The sequence below is a fragment of the Hydrogenophaga sp. YM1 genome, assembly GCF_016903055.1.
In the GTDB taxonomy this organism is placed as follows: domain Bacteria; phylum Pseudomonadota; class Gammaproteobacteria; order Burkholderiales; family Burkholderiaceae_C; genus Hydrogenophaga; species Hydrogenophaga borbori.
The window spans coordinates 3,745,077-3,771,305 of record NZ_CP070223.1 but is presented as its reverse complement, the minus strand read 5'-3'; the positions used below and the strand labels follow the sequence as shown (position 1 = coordinate 3,771,305).

The 26,229-nt window shown below is 70.6% G+C and carries 22 protein-coding genes; 12 read left to right on the top strand and 10 right to left on the bottom strand.

Features of this window, described 5'->3' with window-relative positions:
- Positions 1-94: 94 nt before the first annotated feature.
- The 9 genes from JNX00_RS17750 to JNX00_RS17710 all read left to right on the top strand — a co-directional run bounded on the left by JNX00_RS17750 (position 95) and on the right by JNX00_RS17710 (position 10,640).
- Positions 95-754, top strand: coding sequence for a TetR/AcrR family transcriptional regulator (locus JNX00_RS17750; protein ID WP_070397188.1), 660 nt, complete (start codon positions 95-97; stop codon positions 752-754).
- Positions 751-1,719: an SDR family oxidoreductase gene (locus JNX00_RS17745; RefSeq protein WP_239478173.1), complete on the top strand. Its 969-nt coding sequence runs from the start codon at positions 751-753 to the stop codon at positions 1,717-1,719. The genes JNX00_RS17750 and JNX00_RS17745 overlap by 4 nt, the downstream gene beginning before the upstream one ends.
- Entirely contained in the window at positions 1,716-3,329 is a 1,614-nt protein-coding gene (locus JNX00_RS17740) for a carboxyl transferase domain-containing protein (RefSeq protein ID WP_070397189.1), read from the top strand. The genes JNX00_RS17745 and JNX00_RS17740 overlap by 4 nt, the downstream gene beginning before the upstream one ends.
- A 33-nt stretch (positions 3,330-3,362) precedes the next feature.
- Positions 3,363-4,538: an acyl-CoA dehydrogenase family protein gene (locus JNX00_RS17735; RefSeq protein ID WP_204743044.1), complete on the top strand. Its 1,176-nt coding sequence runs from the start codon at positions 3,363-3,365 to the stop codon at positions 4,536-4,538.
- A gap of 104 nt (positions 4,539-4,642) precedes the next feature.
- Complete coding sequence (locus tag JNX00_RS17730; RefSeq protein ID WP_204743043.1) at positions 4,643-5,443, top strand: enoyl-CoA hydratase/isomerase family protein; 801 nt, start codon at positions 4,643-4,645, stop codon at positions 5,441-5,443.
- A complete protein-coding gene (locus JNX00_RS17725; protein WP_204743042.1) occupies positions 5,440-7,368 on the top strand; it encodes a biotin carboxylase N-terminal domain-containing protein in 1,929 nt (642 codons plus the stop codon). The genes JNX00_RS17730 and JNX00_RS17725 overlap by 4 nt, the downstream gene beginning before the upstream one ends.
- Complete coding sequence (locus tag JNX00_RS17720) at positions 7,365-8,513, top strand: acyl-CoA dehydrogenase family protein (protein ID WP_204743041.1); 1,149 nt, start codon at positions 7,365-7,367, stop codon at positions 8,511-8,513. Before JNX00_RS17725 ends, JNX00_RS17720 begins: the two co-directional genes overlap by 4 nt.
- A gap of 26 nt (positions 8,514-8,539) precedes the next feature.
- The gene (locus JNX00_RS17715) at positions 8,540-9,028 is read left to right on the top strand and encodes a thioesterase family protein (RefSeq protein ID WP_070397194.1); all 489 of its coding nucleotides are present in this window, start codon (positions 8,540-8,542) and stop codon (positions 9,026-9,028) included.
- Between the two features lie 43 nt (positions 9,029-9,071).
- A complete protein-coding gene (locus JNX00_RS17710) occupies positions 9,072-10,640 on the top strand; it encodes an aldehyde dehydrogenase family protein (RefSeq protein ID WP_204743040.1) in 1,569 nt (522 codons plus the stop codon).
- A 21-nt stretch (positions 10,641-10,661) separates the two neighbouring features.
- Here JNX00_RS17710 and mgtA read toward each other — a convergent pair whose 3' ends face one another.
- Positions 10,662-13,220, bottom strand: coding sequence for a magnesium-translocating P-type ATPase (gene mgtA / locus JNX00_RS17705; protein ID WP_204743039.1), 2,559 nt, complete (start codon positions 13,218-13,220; stop codon positions 10,662-10,664).
- A 196-nt stretch (positions 13,221-13,416) separates the two neighbouring features.
- Between mgtA and JNX00_RS17700 the strand changes: the two genes are divergently transcribed.
- A complete protein-coding gene (locus tag JNX00_RS17700) occupies positions 13,417-13,779 on the top strand; it encodes a hypothetical protein (protein ID WP_204743038.1) in 363 nt (120 codons plus the stop codon).
- A gap of 12 nt (positions 13,780-13,791) precedes the next feature.
- Here JNX00_RS17700 and JNX00_RS17695 read toward each other — a convergent pair whose 3' ends face one another.
- Entirely contained in the window at positions 13,792-14,769 is a 978-nt protein-coding gene (locus JNX00_RS17695; RefSeq protein ID WP_204743037.1) for a Bug family tripartite tricarboxylate transporter substrate binding protein, read from the bottom strand.
- A 146-nt stretch (positions 14,770-14,915) separates the two neighbouring features.
- Here JNX00_RS17695 and JNX00_RS17690 point away from each other — a divergent pair, with 146 nt between their 5' ends.
- On the top strand, positions 14,916-15,896 hold the full coding sequence (locus JNX00_RS17690) for an amidohydrolase family protein (protein WP_070397199.1): 981 nt from the start codon (positions 14,916-14,918) through the stop codon (positions 15,894-15,896).
- On the opposite strand, the gene JNX00_RS17685 is transcribed toward JNX00_RS17690, so the two are convergent.
- Complete coding sequence (locus JNX00_RS17685; RefSeq protein WP_070397200.1) at positions 15,877-16,281, bottom strand: DUF2784 domain-containing protein; 405 nt, start codon at positions 16,279-16,281, stop codon at positions 15,877-15,879. The genes JNX00_RS17690 and JNX00_RS17685 overlap by 20 nt on opposite strands.
- Before the next feature lie 113 nt (positions 16,282-16,394).
- Here JNX00_RS17685 and JNX00_RS17680 point away from each other — a divergent pair, with 113 nt between their 5' ends.
- Positions 16,395-17,792: a HAMP domain-containing sensor histidine kinase gene (locus tag JNX00_RS17680; RefSeq protein ID WP_070397201.1), complete on the top strand. Its 1,398-nt coding sequence runs from the start codon at positions 16,395-16,397 to the stop codon at positions 17,790-17,792.
- A 113-nt stretch (positions 17,793-17,905) separates the two neighbouring features.
- On the opposite strand, the gene JNX00_RS17675 is transcribed toward JNX00_RS17680, so the two are convergent.
- The 7 genes from JNX00_RS17675 to JNX00_RS17645 all read right to left on the bottom strand — a co-directional run bounded on the left by JNX00_RS17675 (position 17,906) and on the right by JNX00_RS17645 (position 25,970).
- A complete protein-coding gene (locus tag JNX00_RS17675; protein WP_204743035.1) occupies positions 17,906-19,081 on the bottom strand; it encodes an ABC transporter substrate-binding protein in 1,176 nt (391 codons plus the stop codon).
- Between the two features lie 106 nt (positions 19,082-19,187).
- Positions 19,188-20,351 (bottom strand): ABC transporter substrate-binding protein, encoded by a 1,164-nt coding sequence (locus JNX00_RS17670; protein ID WP_116960722.1) that lies wholly within the window; start codon positions 20,349-20,351, stop codon positions 19,188-19,190.
- Positions 20,352-20,389: 38 nt separating this feature from the next.
- Complete coding sequence (locus JNX00_RS17665; protein WP_204743034.1) at positions 20,390-22,246, bottom strand: long-chain fatty acid--CoA ligase; 1,857 nt, start codon at positions 22,244-22,246, stop codon at positions 20,390-20,392.
- 22 nt (positions 22,247-22,268) lie between these two features.
- On the bottom strand, positions 22,269-23,057 hold the full coding sequence (locus JNX00_RS17660) for an ABC transporter ATP-binding protein (protein ID WP_070397205.1): 789 nt from the start codon (positions 23,055-23,057) through the stop codon (positions 22,269-22,271).
- Complete coding sequence (locus JNX00_RS17655) at positions 23,054-23,878, bottom strand: ABC transporter ATP-binding protein (protein WP_204743033.1); 825 nt, start codon at positions 23,876-23,878, stop codon at positions 23,054-23,056. The genes JNX00_RS17660 and JNX00_RS17655 overlap by 4 nt, the downstream gene beginning before the upstream one ends.
- A 130-nt stretch (positions 23,879-24,008) precedes the next feature.
- The gene (locus tag JNX00_RS17650) at positions 24,009-25,085 is read right to left on the bottom strand and encodes a branched-chain amino acid ABC transporter permease (RefSeq protein ID WP_070397207.1); all 1,077 of its coding nucleotides are present in this window, start codon (positions 25,083-25,085) and stop codon (positions 24,009-24,011) included.
- 9 nt (positions 25,086-25,094) lie between these two features.
- Complete coding sequence (locus tag JNX00_RS17645) at positions 25,095-25,970, bottom strand: branched-chain amino acid ABC transporter permease (RefSeq protein WP_070397208.1); 876 nt, start codon at positions 25,968-25,970, stop codon at positions 25,095-25,097.
- Positions 25,971-26,229: the final 259 nt, after the last annotated feature.

Sequence of the window (26,229 nt, the reverse complement as noted above, 5' to 3'; positions counted from 1 at the left end):
GTGCCGCCGCTGTCGGGCCGGCGACAGCGGGCATTGGTATTTTCACCAAGCATCCGCTTGCTATAAATGAATGGCGCTGCTAACGTGGCGCGCCATGGATCCCCAGGCCACCCCCGCGCCCGAACGCCGCAGCCGCGGACGCCCCCGCAAGACCGCCGATGAGCGCGACGACGGCAACCGCCGCCAGGCCCTGCTGCGCGCGGCCGCGCGCCTGTTTCGCCAGAAGGGTTTCGCGGCCACCAGCACGCGCGACATCGCCGCCGCCGTGGGCATGCGCTCGGGCTCGCCCTTCTACCACTTCGAGAACAAGGAAGCTCTGCTCGCCGCCGTGATGGAGGAGGGCATGCAGCGCGCCCTGCGGCACCAGCGCGAGCGCATGGACGCGGCCGTGGCCGCCGCGCCTGGGCCGCTGTCGGCCAGCGAGTGCCTGCGCGTGCTGGTGCGCGGCCACTTCGACAACCTGCTGGGCCCCGAGAGCGACCACATCCCCGTGATGCTGTACGAGTGGCGCTGGCTCGCGCCGCAGCCCAAGCGCGTGGTGAGCGAGCTGATGGCCGAGTACGAGGCCGTGTGGGTGCCGGTGCTGCAGGCCCTGCGACGCGAAGGCGCCCTGCGGGGCGACACCGCGCTGGCGCGGCTGCTGATCTTCGGCGCGCTCAACTGGACCGCGCAGTGGTACGACCCCGAGGGGCCGACCACGCTGGACGGCCTCACCGAGGCCGCGCTGCAACTCTTCGTCAAGGACATGGAATGAACCCAGGCCCCCACGCTCCGCCGCTGCGCGGGTCGCTGCCTCCCGAGGGGGCTGATCCGGCGGGGGGCGGCCCCGCGGCGGACCGCTACCGCTCCGTCTTCCGGCCCGGCCTGTTCGCGGGCCAGGTCATCGTGGTCACGGGCGGTGGCTCGGGCATCGGCCGCTGCACCGCGCACGAACTGGCCGCGCTGGGCGCGCACGTGGCCCTGGTGGGCCGCAAGCCCGAGAAGCTGCGGGCCGTGGCCGAGGAGATCGCGGCCGATGGCGGGCGCGCGAGCTGCCACGCCGGCGACATCCGCCAGGAAGACGCGGTGCGCGCCCTGGTGGCGGACATCGTGACCGCGCACGGCCGCGTGCACGGCCTGGTGAACAACGCGGGCGGCCAGTACATCAGCCCCTTGGAAAAGATCGGTGCCAAGGGCTGGCAGGCCGTGCTGGACACCAACCTCATGGGCGGCTTCCTGGTGGCGCGCGAGTGCTACCTGCAAAGCCTGCAGGCGCACGGTGGCGCCATCGTCAACATCGTGGCCGACATGTGGGGCAGCATGCCCGGCATGGGCCACAGCGGCGCGGCGCGCGCGGGCATGGTGAGCTTCACCGAGACCGCCGCGCTGGAATGGGCCCGCAGCGGCGTGCGCGTGAACGCGGTGGCGCCGGGCTACATCGCCTCCAGCGGCATGGACCACTACCCGCCGGAGGCCGGTCCCATGCTGCGCGAGATGCGCGAAACGGTGCCCCTGGGCCGCTTCGGCAACGAGGCCGAAACCAGCGCGGCCATCGCCTTCCTGCTGTCGCCGGCCGCCAGCTTCATCAGCGGCAGCGTGCTGCGCGTGGACGGCGCGCGGCCCCAGGTGCGCCTGGGCTGGGGCCAGGTCGCGGCGCCGGCCGAGGCGCAGTCGCGCGACGCCGTAAAGCCTTTCGATGGTTTCCACCGCTACGTTGTGCCCCAGGTGTTCCAGCCATGAGCTTCGCGTCCTGCTTCAACCCCCACACCGAAGCCGCGCAGCTGCGCCGGGTGGCCATGCTCGAGCGCATCGCGCAGCTGCGCGCGCTCGAGCAGCGCGCGGCCACCGCCTCGGCCCAGGCCAAGCCCGTGTTCGACAAGCGCGGCCAGTTGTTGCCGCGCGAGCGCATCGCGCTGCTGCTGGACCCGGGCGCGCCCTGGCTGCCGCTGTGCTCGCTCGCGGGCTTTCTGCAGGACACCAAGGACCCCGCGAAGTCGGTGGCCGGCGGCGGCGTGGTCGCGGGCATCGGCTTCGTCAGCGGCGTGCGCTGCATGGTGGTGGCCAGTGACTCGGGCATTGAGGCCGGCGCCATCCAGCCCCGTGGGCTGGAAAAGATTCTGCGGGTGCAGGACATCGCGCTGGAGAACAAGCTGCCCTTCGTTCACCTGGTGGAGAGCGCGGGCGCCAACCTCACCAAGTACAAGGTCGAGGGCTTCGTGCACGGCGGCTCGCTGTTCCGCAACCTCGCCCGGCACTCGGCCGCGGGCCTGCCGGTGATCACGGTGCAGCACGGCTCGGGCACGGCGGGGGGGGCGTACATGCCGGGGCTGTCGGACACCGTGGTGATGGTGCGCGGGCGTTCGCGCGCCTTCCTGGCGGGGCCGCCGCTGCTCATGGCCGCCACGGGCGAGGTGGCCACCGAAGAGGAGCTGGGCGGGGCCGAGATGCACACCGGCGTGTCGGGCCTGGGCGAGTACCTGGCGGAGGACGACCGCGAGGCGCTGGGGCTGGCGCGGCGCATCGTCGACCAGTTGCGCGACGGTGTCGCGCGCCCGGTGGCGCCGGTGGTGGCCGAGCCGCTGCTGCCCAGCGACGACCTGCTCAGCCTCATGCCCACGCACCATCGCGAGCCGGTGGACATGCGCGAGGTGATGGCCCGCCTGGCCGACGGCTCCGACCTGCTGGAATTCAAGCCGCTTTACGGCGCGGCCACGGTGTGCGCGCAGGCCCGCATCGGCGGCCACGCGGTGGGCCTCATCAGCAACAACGGCCCCATCGACGTGGCCGGCGCCAACAAGGCCACGCACTTCATCCAGTGGATGTGCCAGCTGGGCCACCCCCTCATCTACCTGCAGAACACCACCGGCTACATGGTGGGCAAGGACAGCGAGCAGGGCGGCATGATCAAGCACGGCAGCAAGATGATCCAGGCCGTGACGGGCGCCACCGTGCCGCAGATCACCATCCAGTGCGGCGCCTCCTTCGGCGCCGGCAACTACGGCATGTGCGGGCGCGGCTTCGGGCCGCGTTTCCTGTTCAGCTGGCCCAACGCACGCACGGCCGTGATGGGCGGCGAGCAGGCCGCGCGCACCATGCAGATCGTGGCCGAGGCCGGGCTGGCCCGCAAAGGCATCGCGCCCGACCCGGCGCAGATGCAGCAGCAGTTCGAGCAGATCGTGCAGGTCTTCGAGAGCCAGGCCGACGCCTTCCACACCAGCGGCCTGCTGCTGGACGACGGCGTGATCGATCCGCGCGACACGCGCGCCGTGCTGGCCTTCTGCCTGGACACCTGCGCCGAGGCCGAACAGCGCCACCCGCGCCCCTTGCCGTTCGGCGTGGCGCGCATGTAGACCCCTCACATACCCACCCCGAGGAGACCCCCCATGCAGTTCACGCACGAGCACCGCGAAATACAGAAAACGCTCAAGCGCTTCATCGACGACCACATCAACCCCCACGTGGACGAGTGGGAAGCGGCCGAGATGTTTCCCGCGCACGAGGTCTTCAAGGGCCTGGGGCAACTGGGCCTGCTGGGCCTGACCAAGCCCGAGGCGCACGGCGGCGCCGGCCTGGACTACAGCTACAGCGTGGCCATGGCCGAGACCCTGGGCCACATCCACTGCGGCGGCGTGCCCATGGCCATCGGTGTGCAGACCGACATGGCCACGCCAGCGCTGGCGCGCTTCGGCAGCGAGGAACTGAAGGCGCAGTTCCTGGCCCCCGCCATCCGCGGCGAGGCGGTGGGCGCCATCGGCGTGAGCGAGCCGGGCGCCGGCAGCGACGTGGCCGCCATCAAGACCACCGCCCGCAAGGACGGCGACGACTACGTCATCAGCGGCCAGAAGATGTGGATCACCAACAGCCTGCAGGCCGACTGGATCTGTCTGCTGGTCAATACCAGCGACGGCCCCGCGCACAAGAACAAGAGCCTGGTCATGGTGCCGCTGCGCGAGAACGGCAAGACCGTGAAAGGCTTCGAGGTCGGCAAGAAGATCCGCAAGATCGGCATGCACAGCAGCGACACCGGCCTGCTGTACTTCGACGAGGTGCGCGTGCCGCAGCGCTACCGCATCGGCCAGGAGGGCGCGGGCTTCGTCTACCAGATGCAGCAGTTCCAGGAAGAGCGCCTGTGGTGCGCGGCCAGCACCCTGCAGAGCCTGAACAACTGCATCGAATGGACCATCGAGTGGGCGCAGGAGCGCAAGCTGTTCGGCGCCCAGCTGGCCGACCAGCAGTGGGTGCAGTTCAAGCTGGCCGAGCTCAAGACCGAGGTCGAGGCCCTGCGCGCGCTCACCTACCTCTCGTGCGACCGCTACGTGGCCGGCGAGGACGTGACCGAGTGGGCCACCATGGCCAAGCTCAAGGCCGGCCGGCTCAACCGCCAGGTGCCCGACACCTGCCTGCAGTTCTGGGGCGGCATGGGTTTCACGCTGGAGAACAAGGTCTCTCGCATGTACCGCGACGGGCGCCTGGCGTCCATCGGCGGCGGGGCCGACGAGGTGATGCTGGGCATCCTCAGCAAGATCATGGGGATCAAGAAAACCCCCCTGAGCGGCTGACGCCGCTTCCCCCAAGGGGGACGCCACCCGTGGCCCGGCCAAGCCGGTTCGACGGTGGCCCGCGACATCAGCCCTTCGCTCGCTCAACTCTGCAGAAAGTGACCATGGCCAGTTTGCTCATCGATCGTCGGCACGACGTGGAAACCTGGACGCTGAACGAACCCGCCACGCGCAACGCGCTGAGCGACGCGATGGTGCTGGCCCTGTTCGAGGCCTGCCTGCGCGCCAAGGCCGATGCTTCCTTGCGCGGCGTGGTGCTGACGGGCGCGGACGGCGCCTTCTGCGCGGGCGGCAGCCTGGGCGGTTTCGCCAGCGCCATTGGCCAGGCCTTGCCCCCCGGCGAGCCCGATCCGCTGATCGCCATGAACCGCGGTTTCGGCGATCTGTTGCACGCGTTGATCGGCCTGCCGCAGTGGCTGATGTGCGCCGTCGACGGCCCGGCCATGGGCGGTGGCTTCGGCCTGGTGTGCTGCGCCGACGTGGTGATCGCCACCGAGCGATCGGCCTTCGCCACGCCCGAGGTCACGCTGGGCCTGCCACCGGCGCAGATCGCGCCCTTCGTGTGGCGGCGCCTGGGCGACGCCACCGCGCGCCAGTGCCTCTTGAGCGGCACGCGCTGGACCGCGCGCGAGGCGCAGGCCGTGGGCCTGGTGAACACCGTGGTGGCCGACGACGCGCTGGACGCCGCCGTGGCCTACGCCGCCAAGGCCCTGGGCCGCGCCGCGCCCGGCGCGCTGGCGGCCACCAAGCAGCTGCTGCACCGCCTGCACCAGCACCTGCCCGACCTGCGCGACGAGGCGGCCATCGCCTTCGCGAATGCGCTGCGCAGCCCCGAGGCCGCCGCCGGTCTGGCCGCGTTCGCGCAAAAACAGCCCGCGCCCTGGGCCAAGGGAGACGCGTCTTGAAGCGCCTGCTCATCGCCAACCGCGGCGAGATCGCGCGCCGCGTGATCCGCACCGCGCACCGCATGGGCATCGCCACCGTGGCGGTGTTCAGCGAGCCCGACGCGCGCGCGCCGCACGTGCGCGAGGCCGGCATGGCCTTCGCGCTCGGCGGCGCGGGCTCGGCCGAGTCCTACCTGCGCATCGATCGCCTGATCGCCGCCGCGCGCGCCACCGGCGCCGACGCGCTGCACCCCGGCTACGGTTTCCTCAGCGAGAACGCCGACTTCGCGCAGGCCGTGATCGACGCCGGCCTCACCTGGGTGGGTCCGCCGCCCGAGGCCATCCGCGCGCTGGGCAGCAAGTCGGCCGCCAAGGCCCTGGCGCAAGCGCATGGCGTGCCGGTGCTGCCGGGCTACTTCGGCGCCGACCAAGGCGACGGGACCTTCGCCGCCGAGGCCGAGCGCATCGGCTACCCGGTGATGGTGAAGGCCGTGGCGGGGGGCGGCGGGCGCGGCATGCGCCTCGTCGCCGAGGCCGCGCAGCTGCCCGCCGCGCTGGCCAGCGCGCGCGCCGAGGCGCTGGCCGGCTTCGGCAGCGCGGACCTGCTGATCGAGTCGGCCGTGCGGCGCCCGCGCCACGTGGAAGTGCAGGTCTTCGCCGACGCGCAGGGGCGCTGCATCCACCTGGGCGAGCGCGACTGCTCGGTGCAGCGGCGCCACCAGAAGATCGTCGAGGAAGCGCCGAGCCCGGCGGTCACGCCGGAACTGCGCGAGCGCCTGGGCGAGGCCGCGGTGGCGCTGGCGCGCGCGGCGGGCTACGTGGGCGCGGGCACGGTGGAGTTCCTGCTGGACGGCAACCGGTTCTTTTTGATGGAGATGAACACCCGCCTGCAGGTGGAGCACCCGGTGACGGAGATGCTCACCGGCCTGGACCTGGTGGAGTGGCAGATCCGCGTGGCGCGCGGCGAGCCGCTGCCGCTGGCGCAGGACCAGGTGCGCCTGCAAGGCCACGCCATCGAGGTGCGCCTGTGCGCCGAGGACGAGCGCTTCGCGCCCCACACCGGCACCGTGCGCGCCTTCGCCGAACCCCCGCTGGGCGAGGGCCTGCGCTTCGACCACGCCATCGAGACCGGCACGGAGGTGACGCCGCACTACGACGCCCTGCTGGGCAAGCTCATCGCCCACGCGCCCACGCGCGCGCAGGCCATCGAACGCCTCGCGCACGCGCTGGACGCGACCGTGCTCCTGGGCCTGCCCACCAACCGCGCCTTGCTGGCGGCCTGCCTGCGCCACCCGGTGTTCGGCGCGGGCGAGGCGCTCATCCCCTTTCTGGCGGAGCAGGGTGAGGGCCTGCGCGATGCCTTGCGGCCGCCGGCCGAGGCGGTGCTGGCCGGGGTGCTGGTCGCGGCCTGCGCGGATCGGCCCGCGCCCGGCGCGCTGCCGTGCCCCTTCGCGCGGCCGCTGCGCTGGCGGCACGGCGACGCGGTGCTCGACCTCGCCGTGCTGGAACACGGCCACGGCCGCCTGAGCGTCGTGCTGGGCGATCGCACGCACGAGGCCCTTCTGCAACCCCAGGGCGTCGCCATCGACGGCGTGCGCCACGCCACCACCGCCGTCGCGCTGGGCGACGGCCACTGGCAGGTGCAGGTGGGCCCGCACACGCTCACGCTCAGCGACCTGAGCCACCGCGCGCGAACCCGTGCCGGCGCCGCTGGCGCGGTGGGCGAGCTGCGCGCGCCCTTCAACGGCAAGCTCGTGGCCGTGCACGCCCGGCCCGGCGCGCGCGTGGCCAAGGGCGAGGCGCTGTTCGCCATCGAGAGCATGAAGATCGAGCACCTGATCGCCGCGCCGCGCGACGCCACGGTGCAGGCCGTGTCCGTGTCGGCCGGACAGCAGGTGGCGCCGGGGCAACTGCTCGTCAGCTTTGTGGCAGAGGCAACGGCATGAACTGGGACCCCACCGACACCCAGGCCCTGCTCGACACGGTGGACCGCTTCGCGCGCGACGCGCTGGTGCCGCACGTGAACGACTGGGACGCCCGGGCCACGTTCCCGCGCGGGCTCTACCGCGAGGCCGCGCGCATCGGCCTGCTGGGCCTGGGCTACCCCGAGGCGCTCGGCGGCACGCCCGCGCCCTGGCGCGCGCGCAACGCCGTGTCGCAGCTGCTGGCGCGGCGCACCGCCAGCGGCGGCCTGCTGGCCAGCCTGTTCAGCCACAACATCGGCCTGCCGCCGGTGCTCAAGCATGGCTCGCCCGAGCTGCAGGCCGAGGTCGTGCCGCCGGTGCTGCAGGGCGAGCGGATCGCCGCGCTCGGCATCACGGAACCCGGCGCGGGCAGCGACGTGGCCAGCCTGTGCACCAGCGCGCGCCGCGAGGGCGGCGACTACGTCATCGACGGCGAGAAGGTCTTCATCACCTCCGGCCTGCGCTGCGACTGGATCACCCTGGCCGTTCGAACCGATCCGAACAACAAGGGCGCCAGCGGCATCAGCCTGATCGCCGTGCCCTGCGACGCCAAAGGCCTCCGCCGCACGCCGCTGCACAAGATGGGCTGGCACTGCAGCGACACCGGCCACCTGCGCTTCGACGGCGTGCGCGTGCCGGCGCGCTACCTGATCGGCGAGGAGAACAAGGGCTTTCGCTGCATCATGGGCAACTTCAACGGCGAGCGCCTGGCCATGAGCGCGCTGGCCCTGGGCTTTGCCGAGGCCTGTCACGACGAGGCGCTGGCCTGGGCGCGCGAGCGCCAGACCTTCGGCGAAGCGCTGATTCAGCGCCAGGCGATCCGCCACAAGCTCATGGACATGCGCATGCGCATCGGCTCCACCCAGGCCTGGCTGGACGCGCTGGGCGATCGCATCGACGCGGGCGACGAGGGCCCCGACTGGGTGGGCCACGTCTGCCTGCTCAAGAACCACAGCACCCAGGCCATGCAGGCCAACGCCGACGCGGCCGTGCAGATACTGGGCGGCATGGGCTACATGCGCGGCACCGCCAGCGAGCGCCTCTACCGCGAGGTGAAGGTCATGATGATCGGCGGCGGCGCCGAGGAGATCATGAAAGACCTGGCGGCGCGGCAGTTCGGCGCCTGAGCCGGCAGCACCTTCCGGAGGACACCATGAGCACCGCCAAAACCCCATCCGCCGTGTGTTTCGAACCCGAGTTCCTGCAGGCCATCGTCGAGCTCTTCGAGCAGAAGATCGTCTTCAACCAGCACATCGGCCTCAAGATCGACGAGGTCCGGCCCGAACGCGTGAACGGCCACCTCGACCTGCGGCCCGAGCTGATCGGCCACTACGCGCACCACCGCCTGCACGGCGGGGTCATCAGCGCCGCCATGGATTCCATGGGCGGTCTGGCCGTGCTGGCCGCCATGGCCGCGCGCCACATGGACGACAGCGTGGAGCAGCGCATGCTCCGCTTCGCCAAGCTGGGCACCATCGACCTGCGCGTGGACTACCTGCGCCCGGCCGTGGGCAGCGCGCGCTTTCGCATTGGCGCTGAAACGCTGCGCCTGGGCTCGCGCGTGGCCAGCACGCGCATGGAATTTCACGGCGCCGATGGCACGCTGCTGGCGGTAGGGTCGGCGGCCTATATCGTGTCCTGAGGCGCGCGGCGCGGACCCATCGAGACCAGAAGGAGACCTGGGCATGAGCGATTTTCAACTGACCTATTCCACGATGTTCGCGCCGCCGCGCGCGCTGCACGAGCGTTTCGACGCCGCGCTCGCGCGCGTGCGCCAGCGGCTGGGCCAGGACCATGGCCTGTTCATCGATGGTGCTTTCGTCGCGCGCGCGGCGACGCTGGACAAGCACAACCCCGCGCGCCAGAGCGAGCGGCTGGGCCGTTTCGCCCAGGCCTCGGTGGACGACGTGGAGCAGGCCGTGGCCGCCGCGCGGCGCGCGCTGCCCGTCTGGCGCCGCACCCCCTGGCGCGAGCGCGTGGCCCTGCTGCGCCGCGCCGCGCGCCTGGTGGACGAACGCCTCTACGAGATGGCGGCCATCGTGTCGCTGGAGGTGGGCAAGACCCGCATGGAGGCCCTGGGCGAGGTGGCCGAGGTCAGCGCCTTCTTCGACATCTACGCGCGGCAGATGGAAGAGAACGCGGGCTACGACCATGCCCTGCCCGACGACCCGCTGCCCCACATGAAGAGCCGCAACCGCAGCGTGATGAAGCCCTACGGCGTGTGGGCCGTCATCGCGCCGTTCAATTTCCCCTTCGCGCTGGCGGGCGGTCCCACGGCGGCGGCGCTGGTCACGGGCAACACGGTGGTGCTCAAGGGATCGGTGGAGACGCCCTGGTCCGGCCTGCTGCTGGCGCAATGCCTGAAGGACGCGGGCCTGCCCGACGGCGCCTTCAACTGCCTGGTGGGCGATGGTGCGACCGTGGGCGAGGCGCTGATCCAGCACGACGGCATCGGCGGTGTGACCTTCACCGGCTCCTACGAGGTGGGCATGCGCATCCTGCGCGCGCAGGTGAACCGGCGCTGGCCGCGTCCCTGCATCGCCGAGATGGGCGGCAAGAACGCGGCCATCGTCACCGCGCGCGCCAACCTGGACGCGGCGGCCCAGGGCATCGTGCGCTCGGCCTTCGGCATGTCGGGGCAGAAGTGCTCGGCGCTGTCGCGCGTGTACGTGGACCGCTCGGTGGCCGATGCGCTGATCGAGCGCCTGCGCGTGGCGGTGGGCGCGATCGCCGTGGGCGAGCCGCAGATCGAGTCCAGCTGGACCGGTCCCGTGGCCACGCGCGCGGCCCAGCTGCGGCACGCCGACTGCCGGCGCCAGCTGGACGGCGGGGGGGCGCGCATCGTCGCGGCGGGCCCGCTGCCGGCCGATGCCGACGCGGGCTTCTATTGCGCGCCCCTGGTGGCCGAGGCCCCGCTGGACCACCCGCTGTGGCGCAAGGAAATGTTCGCGCCGCTGGTGATGCTGGGCCGCGTGGACAGCGCCGAGCAGGCCATGGCAGAAGCGAACGCCAGCGACTTCGGCCTCACGGCGGGCTTCTTCGGCGCGGAGGACGAGGTGGCCTGGTTCCTCGACCACATCGAGGCCGGGGTGACCTACGTCAACCGCCCGCTGGGCGCGACCACGGGCGCCTGGCCGGGCTACCAGCCGTTCGGGGGATGGAAGGGCTCGGGGAGCACGGGCAAGGCGCTGGCGTCGTTCCACTACCTGCCGCAGTACATGCGGGAGCAGTCGCAGACGCGCATCGAGCCCTGACCGCCGGCGGCAGGCCGGGCCTCAGCGCGCCCAGCGCTTGGCCGCTTCGATCGCCGCCGCGTACGCCAACACCAGCGCCAGCACCACGGCGGTGGCCGCCCAGCCCAGCGGCACGAAGCCCAGCAGCGCGGCCGGCGGGCCGCTGTAGGGCAGGGCCAGGGCCAGCGCGGCCATCGCGATCAGCGCGCCCGACAGCAGTTCGCCCGGGCGGCTGCGCCACACCGGACCGTGCGTGCGCAGCACCAGCACCGCGGCGAGTTCGGTCAGCAGCGACACCTGGAACCAGGCCGTGCGGAACACCGCTTCGTCGGCGCGCAGCACCCACAGCAGCCAGGCGAAGCAGAGCAGGTCGAACAGCGAGCTGATCAGGCCGAAGCCCATCATGAAGCGCCGCAGGCCGTGCAGGTCCCAGCGCAGTGGCCGCCCCAGCACCGCGGTGTCCACGCGGTCCGTGGACAGGGCCATGGAGGGCAGGTCCGACAGGAAGTTGTTCAGCAGGATCTGGGTGGGCGTGAGCGGCAGGAAGGGCAGGAAGGGCGCCGCGATGGCCATGCTGACCATGTTGCCGAAGTTCGCGCTGATGCTCAGCGCGATGTACTTGAGCGTGTTGGCGAAGGTGCGCCGGCCCTCCTCCACGCCGCGGCACAGCACGTCGAGGTCGGGCTGGAGCAGCACCACGTCGGCGCTTTCGCGCGCCACGTCGACGGCCTGGTCCACCGACAGGCCGACGTCGGCCGCCAGCAGCGCGGGCGCGTCGTTGATGCCGTCGCCCAGGTAGCCCACGGCGTGCCGCGTGCGCTGCAGCGCACGCACGATGCGTTCCTTCTGCGAGGGATCGACCTCGACGAACAGGTCGGTGCGCGGCGCGTGGTGCCACAGCGCTTCGTCGCGCATGGCGGCGATCTCGGCGCCGGTGAGCAGGGCCGAGGGGTCCAGGCCCACCTGCCGGGCCACGTGCGCGGCCACATGGCGGCTGTCGCCGGTGACCATCTTCACACGCACCTTGTGCGCGCGCAGCGCCCGCACCGCCTGCGCCGCGCCGGGCTTGGGCGGGTCGGTGAAGGCCAGGAAGCCCTCCAGGCAGAGGCCGGCTTCGTCGGCCAGGCCCACCCGGTCGGCCCGCACCGCGCGGGTGGCCACCGCCAGCACGCGCAGCCCCTGCCCGCCGAGTTCGCGCACGTGCTCGTCGATGCGGGTGCGCCGCGCCGCGTCCAGCGGGGCCTCGCCGCCAGCCTGGCGCACGCGATCGCACACCGCCAGGGTCTGTGGCACCGCGCCCTTGGTCACCAGCAGGCGTTCGCCATCGGCGCCGCGCTGCGCCACGATGGTGAGGCGCTTGCGCACGAAGTCGTAGGGAATCTCGTCCACCTTGCGCCAGCCTTCTAGCGTCAGGCCGGCGCGCTCGCCCGCGGCCACCAGGGCCTGGTCCAGCGGGTTCTCGATGCCGCTCTCGAAAGCCGCGTTCAGGTGCGCCCAGCGCAGCACGCCCGCGTCGGGCTGGCCGTCGGGGTCCACCGCGGCGTCCAGCGTCATCACGCCCTGCGTGAGGGTGCCGGTCTTGTCGGTGCACAGCACGTTCACGCCGCCCAGGTCCTCGATGGCCTCGAGCCGGCGCACCAGCACGCCCTGGGCGGCCATGGCCCGCGTGGCGCGCGCCAGCATCACGCTCACGATGGCGGGCAGCAGCTCGGGCGACAGGCCCACCGCCAGCGCCACGGAGAACATCAGCGAATCGATCAGGGGGCGGCCCAGCCACTGGTTGACCACCAGCACCGCCAGCACCACGGCCAGCATCAGGCGCAGCAGCATGTCGCCGAAGCGGCGCACGCCCTGGGCGAAGCGGGTTTGCGGCGGACGCTGCTTCAGCTCGGCCGCCAGTTCGCCGAACACCGTGGCCGCGCCGGTGCGGGTGATGAGCACGGTGGCGGTGCCGCTGCGCACCGAACTGCCCAGGAAAACGCTGTTGCCGCGCTCGCGCAGCGGCGCGTCGGCCGCCACGGGGCCGGGGCGTTTTTCCACCGGGAAGGACTCGCCGGTCAGGCTGGCCTCGGTGACGAGGAAGTCGCGCGCCTGCAGCACCACGCCGTCGGCCGGCACCAGCTTGCCCGCGCTCAGCTCGATCAGGTCGCCCGGCACCAGTTCGCGCGCGGGCAGCGGGCGCCAGGCGCCGTCGCGCCGCACGCGCGCGTTGAGCGCCAGCCGCTGGCGCAGGCGCGCCACCGCGTCCGAGGCCCGCCACTCCTGCCACCAGCCGAGGCCCGCGCTGCACAGCACGATGGCGAGAATGGTGGTGGCTTCGGCCCAGCTCTTGAGCGCGGCGGACACCAGGGCGCCCGCCACGAGGATGAGCACCAGCGGGCTGGCGAACTGGCGCAGCACCAGCCGCCACGCCGTGGCGGCGGCCTGTTCGGCCACGGCGTTGGGGCCGTGCCGCTGCAGGCGGGCCAGGGCCTCGGCCTGGCCCAGGCCCTGGGGGCCGCTGGCGTGGCGGGCCAGCAGCTCGGCCTCGGGCAGGCTCCAGTCGGGGGCGCTGGCGTCCGGCGGGCGCGCGGGGCGGTGGGGGTGTCGGGGGGTGTCCATGCGGCGCGCGCGCCACGGCGAGGGCGAAGCGGGCCCGCCGATGGTGGCCTGGCCGGCCCTGTCGCACCTTGCGCTGGCTCAAGCCGGCGCCGCGTGGCCCCGGCCAGGCGGCCGATGGTGGAAACCAGGGTGGGCGATTCACCACTCATGGCCGTTCTCCGGTGCCCACCAGAGCGCCCCTTGCCCCAGTCACCGCATGACCGTTTCAGCCGCCCGCCGCGTTTCTCCCGCCCCGTCCTCGAAGACGCGCCCCGCGCCGCTGCCGACGCGCGCCGCCCAGCCTGTGCCGCCCGACACCTCGACGAGGGAGGGCAAGGCCCTGTTCACGAAGCCCGGCGTGAGCCAGCCGCCGACCCCGGACGATGCCCAGGTCCGCCTGCGGATGGGCATCACCGATTTTTTCAGCCGCCTGCTGACGGCCCGTCTGGCCGAGGATCCCGACGCCCGCGTCGCCGCCGAACTGCTGCGGCGCGGGGCGCCGTCGACGGCGGCCGAGGAGCGGCGCCGGGCGCGCAAACAACGGACGCGGCGCCTCAGCCAGTACGGGCGCCAGCCCTGAGCGGGCAGCGCCTCACTCCGGCTTGAAGCCCGAGGCCTTGACCGGCGCTTCCCAGCGCTTGAGGTGCTCCACCACCATCGCGCCCGTCTCGGCCGGCCCGGCGTGGCTGGGCACCAGGCCGTAGCCGCGGATTTTTTCCTGGATGCCCGGGTCCGCCAGCGCCACCGCGACGGCCTTGCTGATGCGGTCCGCCGCCTGCGGGTTCATGCCGGCCGGGCCGAAGTAGGCGAAGAAGGCGTCCGCCGCCAGGTTGATGCCTTGCTCTTTCAGCGTGGGCACCTCGGGCAGCGCGGCCGAGCGCTGTTCGCCCGTCACGGCCAGGATGCGCAGGCGGCCCGCGCGGTGGTGTTCGATGGTCTCGGACGCGGTGTCCACCATCAGCGGGATCTGCCCGCCCAGCAGGTCCTGCGCGGCCGGCGCGCCGCCGCGGTAGGCCACGTGCGTGAGGGGGATGCCCGTGGCCTGGCCGATGAGCAGGCCCGCGAAATGCGGCACCGTGCCGGCGCCGGAGGTGCCGTAGCTGGCCTTGGCGGGGTTGGCCTTCATCCAGTCCAGCACGTCCTTCAGCTTGCCCTGCGGCGCGCCCGGGCCGGCCGTCACGGCGAAGTCGAACACCGTGGCGCGCGCGATGGGGCTGAAGTCCTTGATGGGGTCGTAGCCCACGTTGGGGTACAGGTAGGGCGAGATGACCAGGGCCCCGCTGGGCGCCAGGATGATGGTGTTGCCGTCCGGCGCGATGCGCCGCAGCTCGCCCAGGGCCAGCCGCCCGCCCGCGCCGGGCTTGTTCTCGACGATCACGTTCTGGTTGAGCGTGCCCCGCATCTTCTCGGCCACGATGCGCGCCACCGTGTCCACCGATCCCCCGGGCGGAAAGCCCACCCACACGCGCAGCGTGCCGCTGTCTTGCGCCTGGGCCAGGCCCGGCAGGCCCAGTTGGGCCGCGGCCAGCAGGCCAGCGCCCGCCAGGGCATGGAAGTGTCGGCGTCGCATGCGTGTCTCCTCGTTGTGTGGAGCACCGATTCTGGGAGGGCGCACCCGATGGACGCATGCGTGTTTTCCCGAAAAGGTATGCTTGCTAACGGTCCTGCGCGACGGCGCGGGCGCGCGACAAACAAGGACAACACCGGAGACACCACATGCCCGTCATCGACGTTCACACCCACATGTACACGCCCGCCTGGCTGGAGCTGCTCAAGGCCAAGGGCGGGGCCTACAACATCCAGCGCCGTCCCGACGGGCAGGACGAGATCTTCCGCGGCGACACGCCGGTGGCCATTCCGCAGCCCGGCCACTTCGACTACGCGCTGCGCATCCGGCAGATGGACGCGGCGGGCATCGACATCTCCATCGTCTCGCTGACCTGCCCCAACGTGTACTGGGGCGACGAGGCCACGAGCCGCCAGGCGGCGGTGGAGTCGAACGACGCCATGGCGCGCGCCCAGGCGCAGTACCCGGACCGCATCCGCTGGTTCACCTCGCTGCCCTGGGAGTACCCCGAGCGCGCCGTGCAGGAGCTGGAGCGGTCCTGCGCCAACGGCGCGGTGGGCGTGATGGTGCTGGCCAACATCTCGGGCCGCAGCCTCACCGACCCCTTCTTCGAGCCCGTGTGGGCCGCCATCGACCGGCGCGGCCTGCCGGTGCTGGTGCACCCCACCGACCCGCCGGGCGTGGACCTGATGGACATGACGAAGTACGACCTGAGCTGGTCCGTGGGCTTCATGTTCGACACCACGCTGGCCTTTACGCGCATGATCTTCGACGGCTTCTTCGACCGCTTCCCGAACATGAAGCTCATCGCCTCGCACGGCGGCGGCACGCTGCCCTACCTGGTGGGCCGCTTCGAGAAAGGCGACGAGGTGGAGATCCCCCAGCGCCGGCGCATGCAGCGCAAGCCGACCGACTACCTGCGCCACATTTACTACGACAGCATCACCTACGACCCGCGCTCGCTGCAGTACCTGGTGTCCATCGTGGGCGCCTCGCAGGTCATGCTGGGCACCGACTGGCCGCACCAGGTGCACGACGTGAAGGGCGCGCTGGGCAAGATCGACACCCTGGCGGCCGACCAGCGCGAGGCGGTGCGCGGGGGCAACGCGCTCAGGGTGTTCGGCCTCTGAACGGCCGCACCCACCACCACGCCAGCCCCACCAGCGCCGCGAAGGCCGTGTAGGCGGCCACGAACACCCACCACGGCGCCTCCCAGTAGAGCAGCCGCGAGAGCCAGTGCCCGATGAAGCTCTCGCGGTGGCCGGTCTCGCCGGCCGATCGCCGCAGGTCCTGTTCCCAGACCGTGAGGGGGCAGAGTCGGCCCAGCCAGGCCTGGACCGCGATGAAGAGCATCAGCCCCAGGTGCGCGGCGCGCAGGCCGGCGTGGCGCACCCAGCGCCAGCCCAGGGCGCCGCCCAGCAGCACCAGGGGCAGCAGGCCCACCACGAACAGCACCACCCCCACGTGCAGCGCGAGCAGGGCGTCGGCGAGCCGGAGGGCGGTGTCGGGGGCCATCCTGGGCATTGTGCGATGCACCGGCGGCCGCTTGCGCCGCCCGTTCGGTGAGAACCCGCTGGCGGAGATGTATCCGTCTGTCACACTCGCGGCGTTGCGGTTTCGGAGCACGCATGGGCTGGCTTTCACTCTTTGGCGACCTGCGGTTCATGACCGGGGCGATGGTCGCCTTGCTGGGGGTGATCTTCATCGCCTACGCCAACCGGGCGTCCTGGCCCTACGTGCGCTGGCTTGCGGGCTCGGCCGTGCTGTTCGGGCTCGCGCAGCTCGGTTTTCGGGTGGCCCAGCTGCATTTCGGCGTGCGGGCCGAGGGCATCGGCGGCCCGGCCGCCGCGGTGGTGGTGTTCGCGCTGACCGCCCTGCTGGTGGGGCTGCACACCTACCTGACCCCTGGCGCCCGCCGCCAGGGGTGGCGTTTTGCCTGGCTGAGTGCGCTGGGCCTGGTCTGGGTGGTGGGGCTGGTGAGGGCGCTGGGCGACAACCCCTTCCGCGGCCCGCTGGCCTCATCGGGGGTGCTCGTGGCGGCCTCGCTGTGGCTGCTGTGGCGCTGGTGGCACGACCGCTGGAGCGGGCAGTTCGCCCTGGCGGCGGCGCTGCTGGTGCAGCCGCTGCTGCTGTTGCTGGCCATCCGCGTGGGCCTGGACGTGCGGACGTTTCGGGAGATCACGCCGCTGCCCATCGTGCTGGTGTACTTCTTCGTGCTGACGCTGATCCTGCAGCGCGACGCGCGCCGGCTGGCGAGCGAACTGCGCCGCAGCGAACAGGCCGAGGCCGCGCTGCAGCGCCTGGCCGACGGCCTGGACCGCACGGTGCACGAGCGCACGGCCCAGCTGGAGGCGATCAACCAGGGCCTGCGCGCCTTCTCGGGCATGGTCTCGCACGACCTTCGCGGCCCGCTGCGCAACATCCACGGCCTGAGCGAGATGGCGCGCGAGGCCATCGAAGAAGGCCAGCCGGCCCAGGCCCTGCCCCTGGTGCGCAAGCTGGGCCACGAGTCCCTGCGCGCCAGCCGCATGGTGAGCGACCTGCTGGACCTGGCGTGCGTGGAGCAGCAGGCGCTGCACAAGGCGCAGGTCGACTTCGGCGAGCTGGTGCGCGAATGCGTGGAGCAGCTGGCCATGGAATACCCGAGCGCGCGTCAGGCGGTGCGCGTGGGGCCGCTGCCCGTGGTGGCGGTGGACCGCGGGCTGATGGCGCACGTGGTGACCAACCTGGTGGGCAACGCGCTCAAGTACGGGCAGGGCCGGCCCGGGCTGGCGGTGGACGTGGGCGCGCAGCGCGAGGACCAGGCCTGGCGTTTCGCCGTCAGCGACAACGGCCCGGGTTTCGACGAGGCGCGCGCCGGCGAGCTGTTCAAGCCCTTCAGCCGCCTGGCCGGCGAGGCGGTGCCCGGCACCGGCCTGGGCCTGACGGTGGTGCGCCGCGTGGTGCAGCAGCACGGTGGCGAGGTGGGCGCCTGCGGCCGGGTGGGCGAGGGCGCGCGCTTCTGGTGGACGCTGCCCGCCGCCTGAGCGGCGGCGTGGCCCTGGCAAAAAAAAGCCACCGGGGCTTGCGACACCGGCGGCTGCCGCGCATGGCCCGTCGAGCGGGCGGCGCGAATGCTCAGGAAACCGTCAGCCGGGACTCACTTGCCGGTGGTGGTGTTGATGTACTCCGTGACCACCTTCCAGCGGTTGTTGTCCAGCATCGAGATGCGGGTGGCGTTGCTGCCCAGGCGCTTGGTGGGGCCGAAGGTCTGCTCGGCGCTGCCGAAGATGTCGGGCGGAATGGTCATGGTGTCCATGGCCTTGATGAAGCTGTCGGTGCTGAGGTTGGGGCCGGCCTTGGTGGCGGCGCGAATGAAGGCGTCGATGGCCAGGTAGCCGTAGACCGAGAACACCGTGGGCTCTTCGTTGAACTTGGTCTGGTACTTGTTGGCCCAGAAGCGGATGGGCTGCGAGGCCGCGTCCAGGTAGGGGTGCTGCACCGTCATGGTGGCGTACAGGCCGTTCATGGCCGGGCCGCCGAGCTTGTGGATGAGGTCGGTGTAAGCCGCGCTGGAGCCGATGAAGGTGGGGTTGAAGCCCAGGCGCTTGGCCGTGGCGATGGCGCCGATGGTCTCGCGGATGATGGTGCCCAGCACGACCATGTCGCACTGCTCCGAGGCCAGCTTCTGCATTTGCGAGGCGAAGTCGGTGGCGCCGCGCTTGTAGGTGGTCTCCACCGCGAGCGACAGGCCGTTGGCCTTGAGGCCGTCTTCCGCGCCGCGCTTGACCTCCAGGCCGAACTCGTCGTCCTGGTACATGGTGCAGACCTTCTTGGCGTTCTTCTCCTTGGCCAGCTTGGGCACCGCGACGCGCATCTGGTCGTAGTAGGTGGCGGCGAAGCTGTACTTGAGCTTGTGGAAGGGCTCGTACATCTCGCGCGCGGCCGTCACGGGGAAGAAGTTGATGACGTTCTTCTGGAACTGCACCGGCATGGCGGCCATGTTCTGCGCGGTGCCGATGTGGCCCACCATGGCGAAGATCTTGTCCTGGTTGACCAGCTTCTGCGCCGCGAGCACGGCGTTGCGCGGGTCGTACTTGGAGTCCTCGACGATGAGCTTGATCTTGCGGCCGTTGACGCCGCCCTGCTCGTTGGCCTCGTCCACGCGCAGCATCATGCCCAGGCGCACCTGCTTGCCGAAGCCGGCGATGGGACCGGAGAGGTCCTGGATGGAGCCGAGCACGATCTCGTTCTTGCTCACGCCCTGTGATTGCGCCATGGCGGCGCCGGTGCTCAGCGCGATGGCCGCGCCGATCAGACTCAGTGTCGTTTTCATCGCTGTCGTCTCCGGTGGGTTGTCGTTTCTGCGGGGATGATGGGGTCTTTGACCGGGCCGGTGATGCGGAAAAACCCTTCCCGCCGCACCGGGCCGAGGCGAGCGCTCAGTTGTTCACATAGTCCGAGACGACCTTCCAGCGGCCGTCCTGGATCTGCGACAGGCGCATCGCCATGCTGCCGTAGCGGCGCTGCGGGCTGAAGCTGAGCGGCGGCGAGCCGAAGATGTCGGTCGGCACGCTCAGGCTGTCCATGGTCTTGACGAAGCTGTCGGTGTTGAGGTTGGCGCCGGCCTTGCCCGCGGCGCGGGCGAAGATGTCGATGGCGTTGTAGCCGTAGACCGAGAAGACATTGGGGTCTTCGTTGAACTTGGTCTTGTACTTGTTGGCCCAGAAGCGGATGGGCTGGGAGGCCTCGTCCAGGTAGGGGTGCTGGGTCGTCATGGTGGCGTACAGGCCGTTCATGGCCGGGCCGCCGAGCTTGTGGATGAGGTCGGTGTAGGCCGCCTGCGAGCCGAAGAAGGTGGGGTTGTAGTCCAGCTTGCGCGCCGTGGCGATGGTGCCGATGGTCTCGCGGATGATGGTGCCGAGCACGATGAAGTCGCAGTTGGCGGACTTCATCTTCGCCACCTGCGAGGAGAAGTCGGTGGCGCCGCGCTTGAACGAGGTCTTCTCGACCATCTGCAGGTTGACCGCCTTGAGGCCTTCTTCGGCGCCGCGCAGCACCTCCAGGCCGAACTCGTCGTCCTGGTAGATGGCGCAGACCGCCTTGGGCTTCTTCTCCTGCACCATGCGGGGCAGGAAGGTGCGCATCTGCTCGTAGTACGGGCCGATGTTGGCGAACTTGAGCCGGTGGAAGGGCTCGTACATCTCGCGCGCGGCCGTCACGGGCAGGAAGTTGATGACGTTCTTCTGGAACTGCACCGGCATGGCGGCCATGTTCTGCGCGGTGCCGATGTGGGCCACCATGGCGAAGATCTTGTCCTGGTTGACCAGCTTCTGCGCCGCGAGCACGGCGTTGCGCGGGTCGTACTTGGAGTCCTCGACGAGCAGCCGGATCTTGCGGCCGTTGATGCCGCCCTGCTCGTTGATCTCGTCCACCCGCAGCACCATGCCCAGCCGCACGGACTTGCCGAAGCCGGCCAGCGGGCCGGAGAGGTCCTGGATGGAGCCGAGGACGATCTCGTCCTTGCTCACGCCCTGCGACTGGGCCAGGGCGGCGCTGGCCGACAGCGCCAGCGCGAAAGCGGTCAGGGTGTAGCGGGTTTTCACGGCGCGGGTCTCCTCGGGTGGTGCCGCGCGGGGCGGCGTCAGTGGTACATGGCCTCGATCTGCTCGGCGTACTTCTTCTGCACGAGCTTGCGCTTGAGCTTCATGGTCGGCGTGAGCTCTTCGTCCTCGGCGGTGAGCTGGGTGTCGAGCAGCCAGAACTTCTTGATCTGCTCGACGCGCGCGAACTTGCGGTTGGTGGCGTCGATGAGCCCCTGGATGAGCTGCTGCACCTCGGCCGTTCGCGTGAGGCTGGCGTAGTTGGAGAAGGGCACGTCGTTGTCCTGCGCGAACTTCTCGACGTTCTCCTGGTCGATCATGATGATCACCGTGAGGTAGGGGCGCTGGTCGCCGATGACGACCGCGTCGGTGACGTAGGGCGAGAACTTCAGCTCGTTCTCGATCTCGCTGGGCGTGATGTTCTTGCCGCCGGCCGTGATGATGATGTCCTTCATGCGGTCGGTGATGCGGAAGAAGCCTTCCTCGTCCACCACGCCCACGTCGCCGGTGTGCAGCCAGCCCTCGGCGTCGATGGTCTCGGCGGTTTTCTCGGGCAGGTTGAGGTAGCCCATGAAGACGTTGGGCCCGCGCACCAGGATCTCGCCGGTGGCGGCGTCGAGGCGGACCTCGTTGTACTGCGCCGCCGGGCCGATGCTGCCGGGCTTGATGCGCTGCGCCGGCACGCCGGTGGAGGCGCCGCAGGTCTCCGTCATGCCCCAGACCTCGAGCATGGGCACGCCCAGCGCGAGGTACCAGCGCACCAGGTCGGGTGAGATGGGCGCCGCGCCCGTGACGAGGAAGCGCGAGCGGTGGATGCCGATGAGCTTGCGCACGTTGTCGAGCACCAGCAGGCGCGCGAGCCGAAAGCGCAGCTTGAGGCCACCCGGCACGGCTTCGCCCTTGAGCACGTGATCGGCCACGCGCTGGCCGACGCCGATGGCCCAGGCGTAGGCGGCCTGCTGCAGCCGGCTCGCTTCCTTCAGGGCGATCATCACGCCCGAGTAGAACTTCTCCCACACGCGCGGCACGGCGGTGAAGACCGTGGGCGCGATCTCGCGCACGTTCTCGGGCACGGTCTCGGGGTTCTCGACGAAGTTCAGCCGCGCGCCGGTGTAGAGCGAGAAGTACTCGCCGCCCATGCGTTCGGCGATGTGGCACAGCGGCAGGAAGCACATGCACTCGTCGCTGTCGTAGCGCGGCAGGATGGCGTTGTAGCCGCGCACGGTGTAGACGAGGCCTTTGTGCGAGTGCATGGCGCCCTTGGGCTTGCCCGTGGTGCCCGAGGTGTAGACCAGGATGGCGAGGTCGTCCGGGCCCACGCCGGCCACGCGCTGTTCCAGCATCTGCGGGTGCTGCGCCAGGTGGTCGCGGCCCAGGGCGCGCAGGGCGTCCAGGCTGATCACCTGGTCGTCGTGGAAGTCGCGCAGGCCTTCCATGTCGACCACCACGATCTTGCGCAGCAGTGGCAGCTGGGCGCGCACGGCCAGGGTCTTGTCGAGCTGCTCCTCGTCCTCCACGAACAGCACGGTGGTGCGCGAGTCCTCGCAGAGGTAGTGCACCTGCTCGGGCGCGTCCGTGGGGTAGATGCCGTTGGCCACGCCGCCCGCGCTCAGCACGGCCAGGTCGGCCAGCACCCACTCGATGGTGGTGTTGGACAGGATGGACGCGGTTTCCTTGGGCGCGAAGCCCAGGGCCATGAGGCCGTGGGCGATCTCGCGCACGGCCTGGCCGGTCTGCGTCCAGGTCCAGCTGCGCCACAGGCCCAGGTCCTTCTGGCGCATCCACACGTTCGGGCCGCGCGCGCGCACGGCGTTCCAGAACATCGCGGGAATGGTGTCGCCGTCCAGCACGCTGGCCGTCTGGGGCTGGATGTGGGAGAGGTCCCAGAGGTAGCTCATGTCGTGTCCCCTTCGTCGCCGCTCAGCGCCAGTTCTTCTTCTTCTTCCAGCGGCGGTCGGCGCGCACGCCGGCTTCTTTCATGCCGAGGTAGAACTCCTTGATGTCGTCCTTCTCGCGCAGGTGGGCGCAGGTGTCTTCCATCACGATGCGTCCGTTCTCCAGCACGTAGCCGTAGTCGGAGGCGTTGAGCGCCATGTTGGCGTTCTGCTCCACCAGCAGGATGGTGGTGCCGCGCTCGCGGTTGATGCGCACCACGATCTCGAAGATCTCCTTGGTGAGCTTGGGCGACAGGCCCAGGCTGGGCTCGTCGAGCAGCACCAGATCGGGGTTGGCCATGAGCGCCCGGCTGATGGCCAGCATCTGCTGCTGGCCGCCCGAGAGCAGGCCGGCGTCCTGCGCGGCGCGCTCCTTCAGGATGGGGAAGTAGCCGAAGACCATTTCCATGTCGCGCGCCACGCCGTCGCGGTCCTTGCGGGTGTAAGCGCCCATCAGCAGGTTGTCGCGCACGCTCAGCAGCGGGAACACCTCGCGCCCCTCGGGCACGTGCAGCAGGCCTTGCTGCACGATCAGCGCCGGGTCCTGCGCGGTGATGTCCTGGCCCTTGAATTCCACCGTGCCCTTGCGCGGGTCGATGATGCCGCTGATGGTCTTGAGGATGGTGGTCTTGCCCGCGCCGTTGCTGCCCAGCACGGTGGCGATCTCGCCGCGGCGCACCTGCAGGCTCACGCCGCGGATGGCCTTGATGGGCCCGTAGGCGCTCTCCACGTTGGACAGCTTGAGAACCGGCGCGTCGCTGGTGGGCACGCTCATGACGTCACCTTGTGGTTCTCGCGGCGCAGGCTGGACACGTCGTCCACGCTGCCCAGGTAGGCCTCGATCACGCCCGGGTGGCTCTGCACCTCGGCCGGCGTGCCGGTGGCGAGTTCCGTGCCCATGCTCATGGCCAGCACGCGGTCGGACACCTTGGACACCAGGCTCATGTCGTGTTCGACCATCAGCACCGTGATGCCGAGCTCGTTCTTGATGTCGGTGATCCAGAAGGCCATGTCCTCGGTCTCTTCCACGTTCAGGCCGGAGGAGGGCTCGTCCAGCAGCAGCAGGCGCGGCTCGGTGCACAGGGCGCGCGCCAGCTCCACCACCTTGCGCACGCCGTAGGGCAGGCCGGCCACCAGGCTCTCGCGGTGGTGCTGCAGGTCCAGCAGGTCGATCACCTGCTCGGCCTTCTCGCGCGCCTCGACCTCGGCCGCGCGGGTCTTGCCGGTGAAGAAAATCTCGCTCCACAGGCCGGTGCGGCGGTGCGTGTGGCGCCCGATCAGCAGGTTCTGCAGCACGGTGGCGTGCTCGAACAGCTCGATGTTCTGGAAGGTGCGCGCGATGCCCAGGCGGGCGATGCTGTGCGGCGCCTGGTCCGTCAGGCGCACCGGGCCGGCGGGACCGGCGTAGTCGATGCTGCCGGTGGTGGGCGTGTAGATGCGGCTGATGAGGTTGAACACCGTGGTCTTGCCCGCGCCGTTGGGGCCGATCAGGGTGAAGACCTCGCCCTTCTTCACGTCGAAGCTGACGTTGTTGACCGCCAGCACGCCGCCGAAGCGCACGCTGAGGTTCTTGGCGGAGAGAAGCACATTGCTCATACGGTTCTTCTTGCCGACAACGCAACGCGCGCAGGCGCGGAATCGGGAGGTGCCGCGGAACCGGCTTTGCCGGGCCGCGGGCGCCGCCCCCTTGAGGGGGGAAGCGCCGAAGGCGCTGCGGGGGTGGTCCTCATTTCAGGCGGTCCGACTTTTGGAACGACTTCTGCCGCTTGAACATGCCCTGGCGGTAGAACGGGAAGAGCTGGAAGTAGGCGCGCACCTTGAGCCAGCGCCCGTACAGCCCCATGGGCTCGAACAGCACGAAGGCGATCAGCACCGCGCCGTAGACCGCACCCTGCAGGCCGGCGGACTGGCCGATGGCCTCGGGCAGGGTGTCCTTGCCCAGCGCGATGAGCTGCGGCATGACGATGAGGAAGATGGCGCCGAGGAAAGCGCCGTGGATGGAGCCCAACCCGCCGATCACCACCATGAGCAGCAGGTCGATCGACTGGATGATGGAGAACTGCTCGGGCGACAGGAACTGAATCTTGTGCGCGTAGAGCGCGCCGCCCAGGCCCGCCAGCGCGGCCGACAGCGCGAAGGACAGGGTCTTGTAGCGCGCCAGGTGGATGCCCATGCTCTGGGCCGAGATTTCCGAGTCGCGGATGGCGACGAAGGCGCGGCCGGTGGAGGAACGCATCAGGTTCACGATCGCCAGTGTGCTGAGCACGCACACCACCAGGCAGAGGAAGTAGAACTCGTTGGTGGAGTCCAGCGCCCAGTCGAAGAGCTGGGGCGGGTTGACCATCAGGCCCTTGTTGCCACCGGTGACCGACTCCCAGCGCGCGATGCCTTCTTCCACGATGAAGCCGAAGGCCAGCGTGGCCATGCCCAGGTAGATGCCCTTGACGCGCAGCGCCGGCAGGCCCACCACCACGCCCACCGCCGCCGCCAGCAGGCCCGCGCAGGCCAGGGCGATGGGGAAGGGCACGCCCGCGTTGACCAGGGCGGCCTGCGTGTACGCGCCCACGCCCAGGAAGGCCGCGTGGCCGAGCGAGAACAGGCCGGTGAAGCCGGCCAGCAGCATCAGCCCCAGGCCCACGATGCCGTAGATCAGCACGAAGGTGAGCTGCGCCAGCCAGTACTCGTCGATCACCCAGGGCGCGGCCAGCAGGAACAGGCACAGCAGGCCGTACCAGAACACGTGGCCGCCGTGCTTGGCGAGCCGGATGTCCTGGTCGTAGTTCGTCTTGAAGAGGAATCGCATCGTTCGGCCTCAGACTTTCTTGCGCAGCTTCTCGCCGAACAGCCCGTTGGGCTTGAGCACCAGCATGATCAGCACCACGAGGTAGGGCGCGATGTCCTTGAAACCCTCGGGCAGGTAGAAGCCCGCGATGGCCTCGACGATGCCGATGATGAGTCCGCCCACGATGGCGCCGGGCAGGCTGCCGAAGCCGCCCACCACCGCCGCCGGGAAGGCCTTGAGGCCGATGAAGCCCATGTTGGCGTGCACGAAGGTGATGGGCGCCAGCAGCAGGCCCGCGATGGCCGCCACGCCCGCCGCCAGGCCCCACACCAGGCCGTTGAGGCGCTTGACCGGAATGCCCATGTAGTAGGCCGCCAGCTGGTTCTGCGACGAGGCCTGCATGGCGACGCCCAGCTTGCTGTAGCGGAACATGGCGAACAGCAGCGCGCACAGCACGGCGGTGGCGCCGATCACCACGATCTGCTCGGCCGAGATGACCAGCGTGCCCAGCTTGAGCACCTGGCCCGCGTAGGGCACCGGCAGGGTGTGTGTCTCGGTGCCGATGTTGGGGATCATGGTGATGAGCCCGCGCAGCAGGTAGCCCACCCCGATGGTGAGCATGACGATGGAGAAGGCGGGTTGCCCCAGGATGGGGCGGATCACCAGGCGCTCGAGCACGATGCCGAACAGGCCCATGCCCACGACGGCGGCGACGACGGACAGCCAGAACGGGAAACCCAGCAGCGTCATGGTGAGCAGGCCGCCGAAGGCGCCCACCATCATGAGGTCGCCCTGCGCGAAGCTCACGGTCTCGGTCGCCTTGTAAATGAGCACGAAGCCCAGCGCGATGAGGCCGTAGATGCATCCCTGGGCCGCCCCGCTGATCAGCAGTTGCAGCAGTTGCACGGAACCGTCTCCTGTCTTGTATTGCCCCGGGGCTGGTGCGCAGCTTGCTGCAAGCTTGGGAGCGGGCCGCACCGCAGGGGTCGAAGATTTATAGCTGTCCTCCCCGGGACTGCCGCTAGGGGTTCTCCCCCATCGGCAGTCGCGCAGGCGCCATGAAGATGACAACCACCCCGCCGCGCTTCGCGCGACCCCTCAAGGGGCGGCACCTGAGGCGCGGCAAAGCCGGCTCCTTGGCGCCTCTGGATGGCACCCGGTTCAC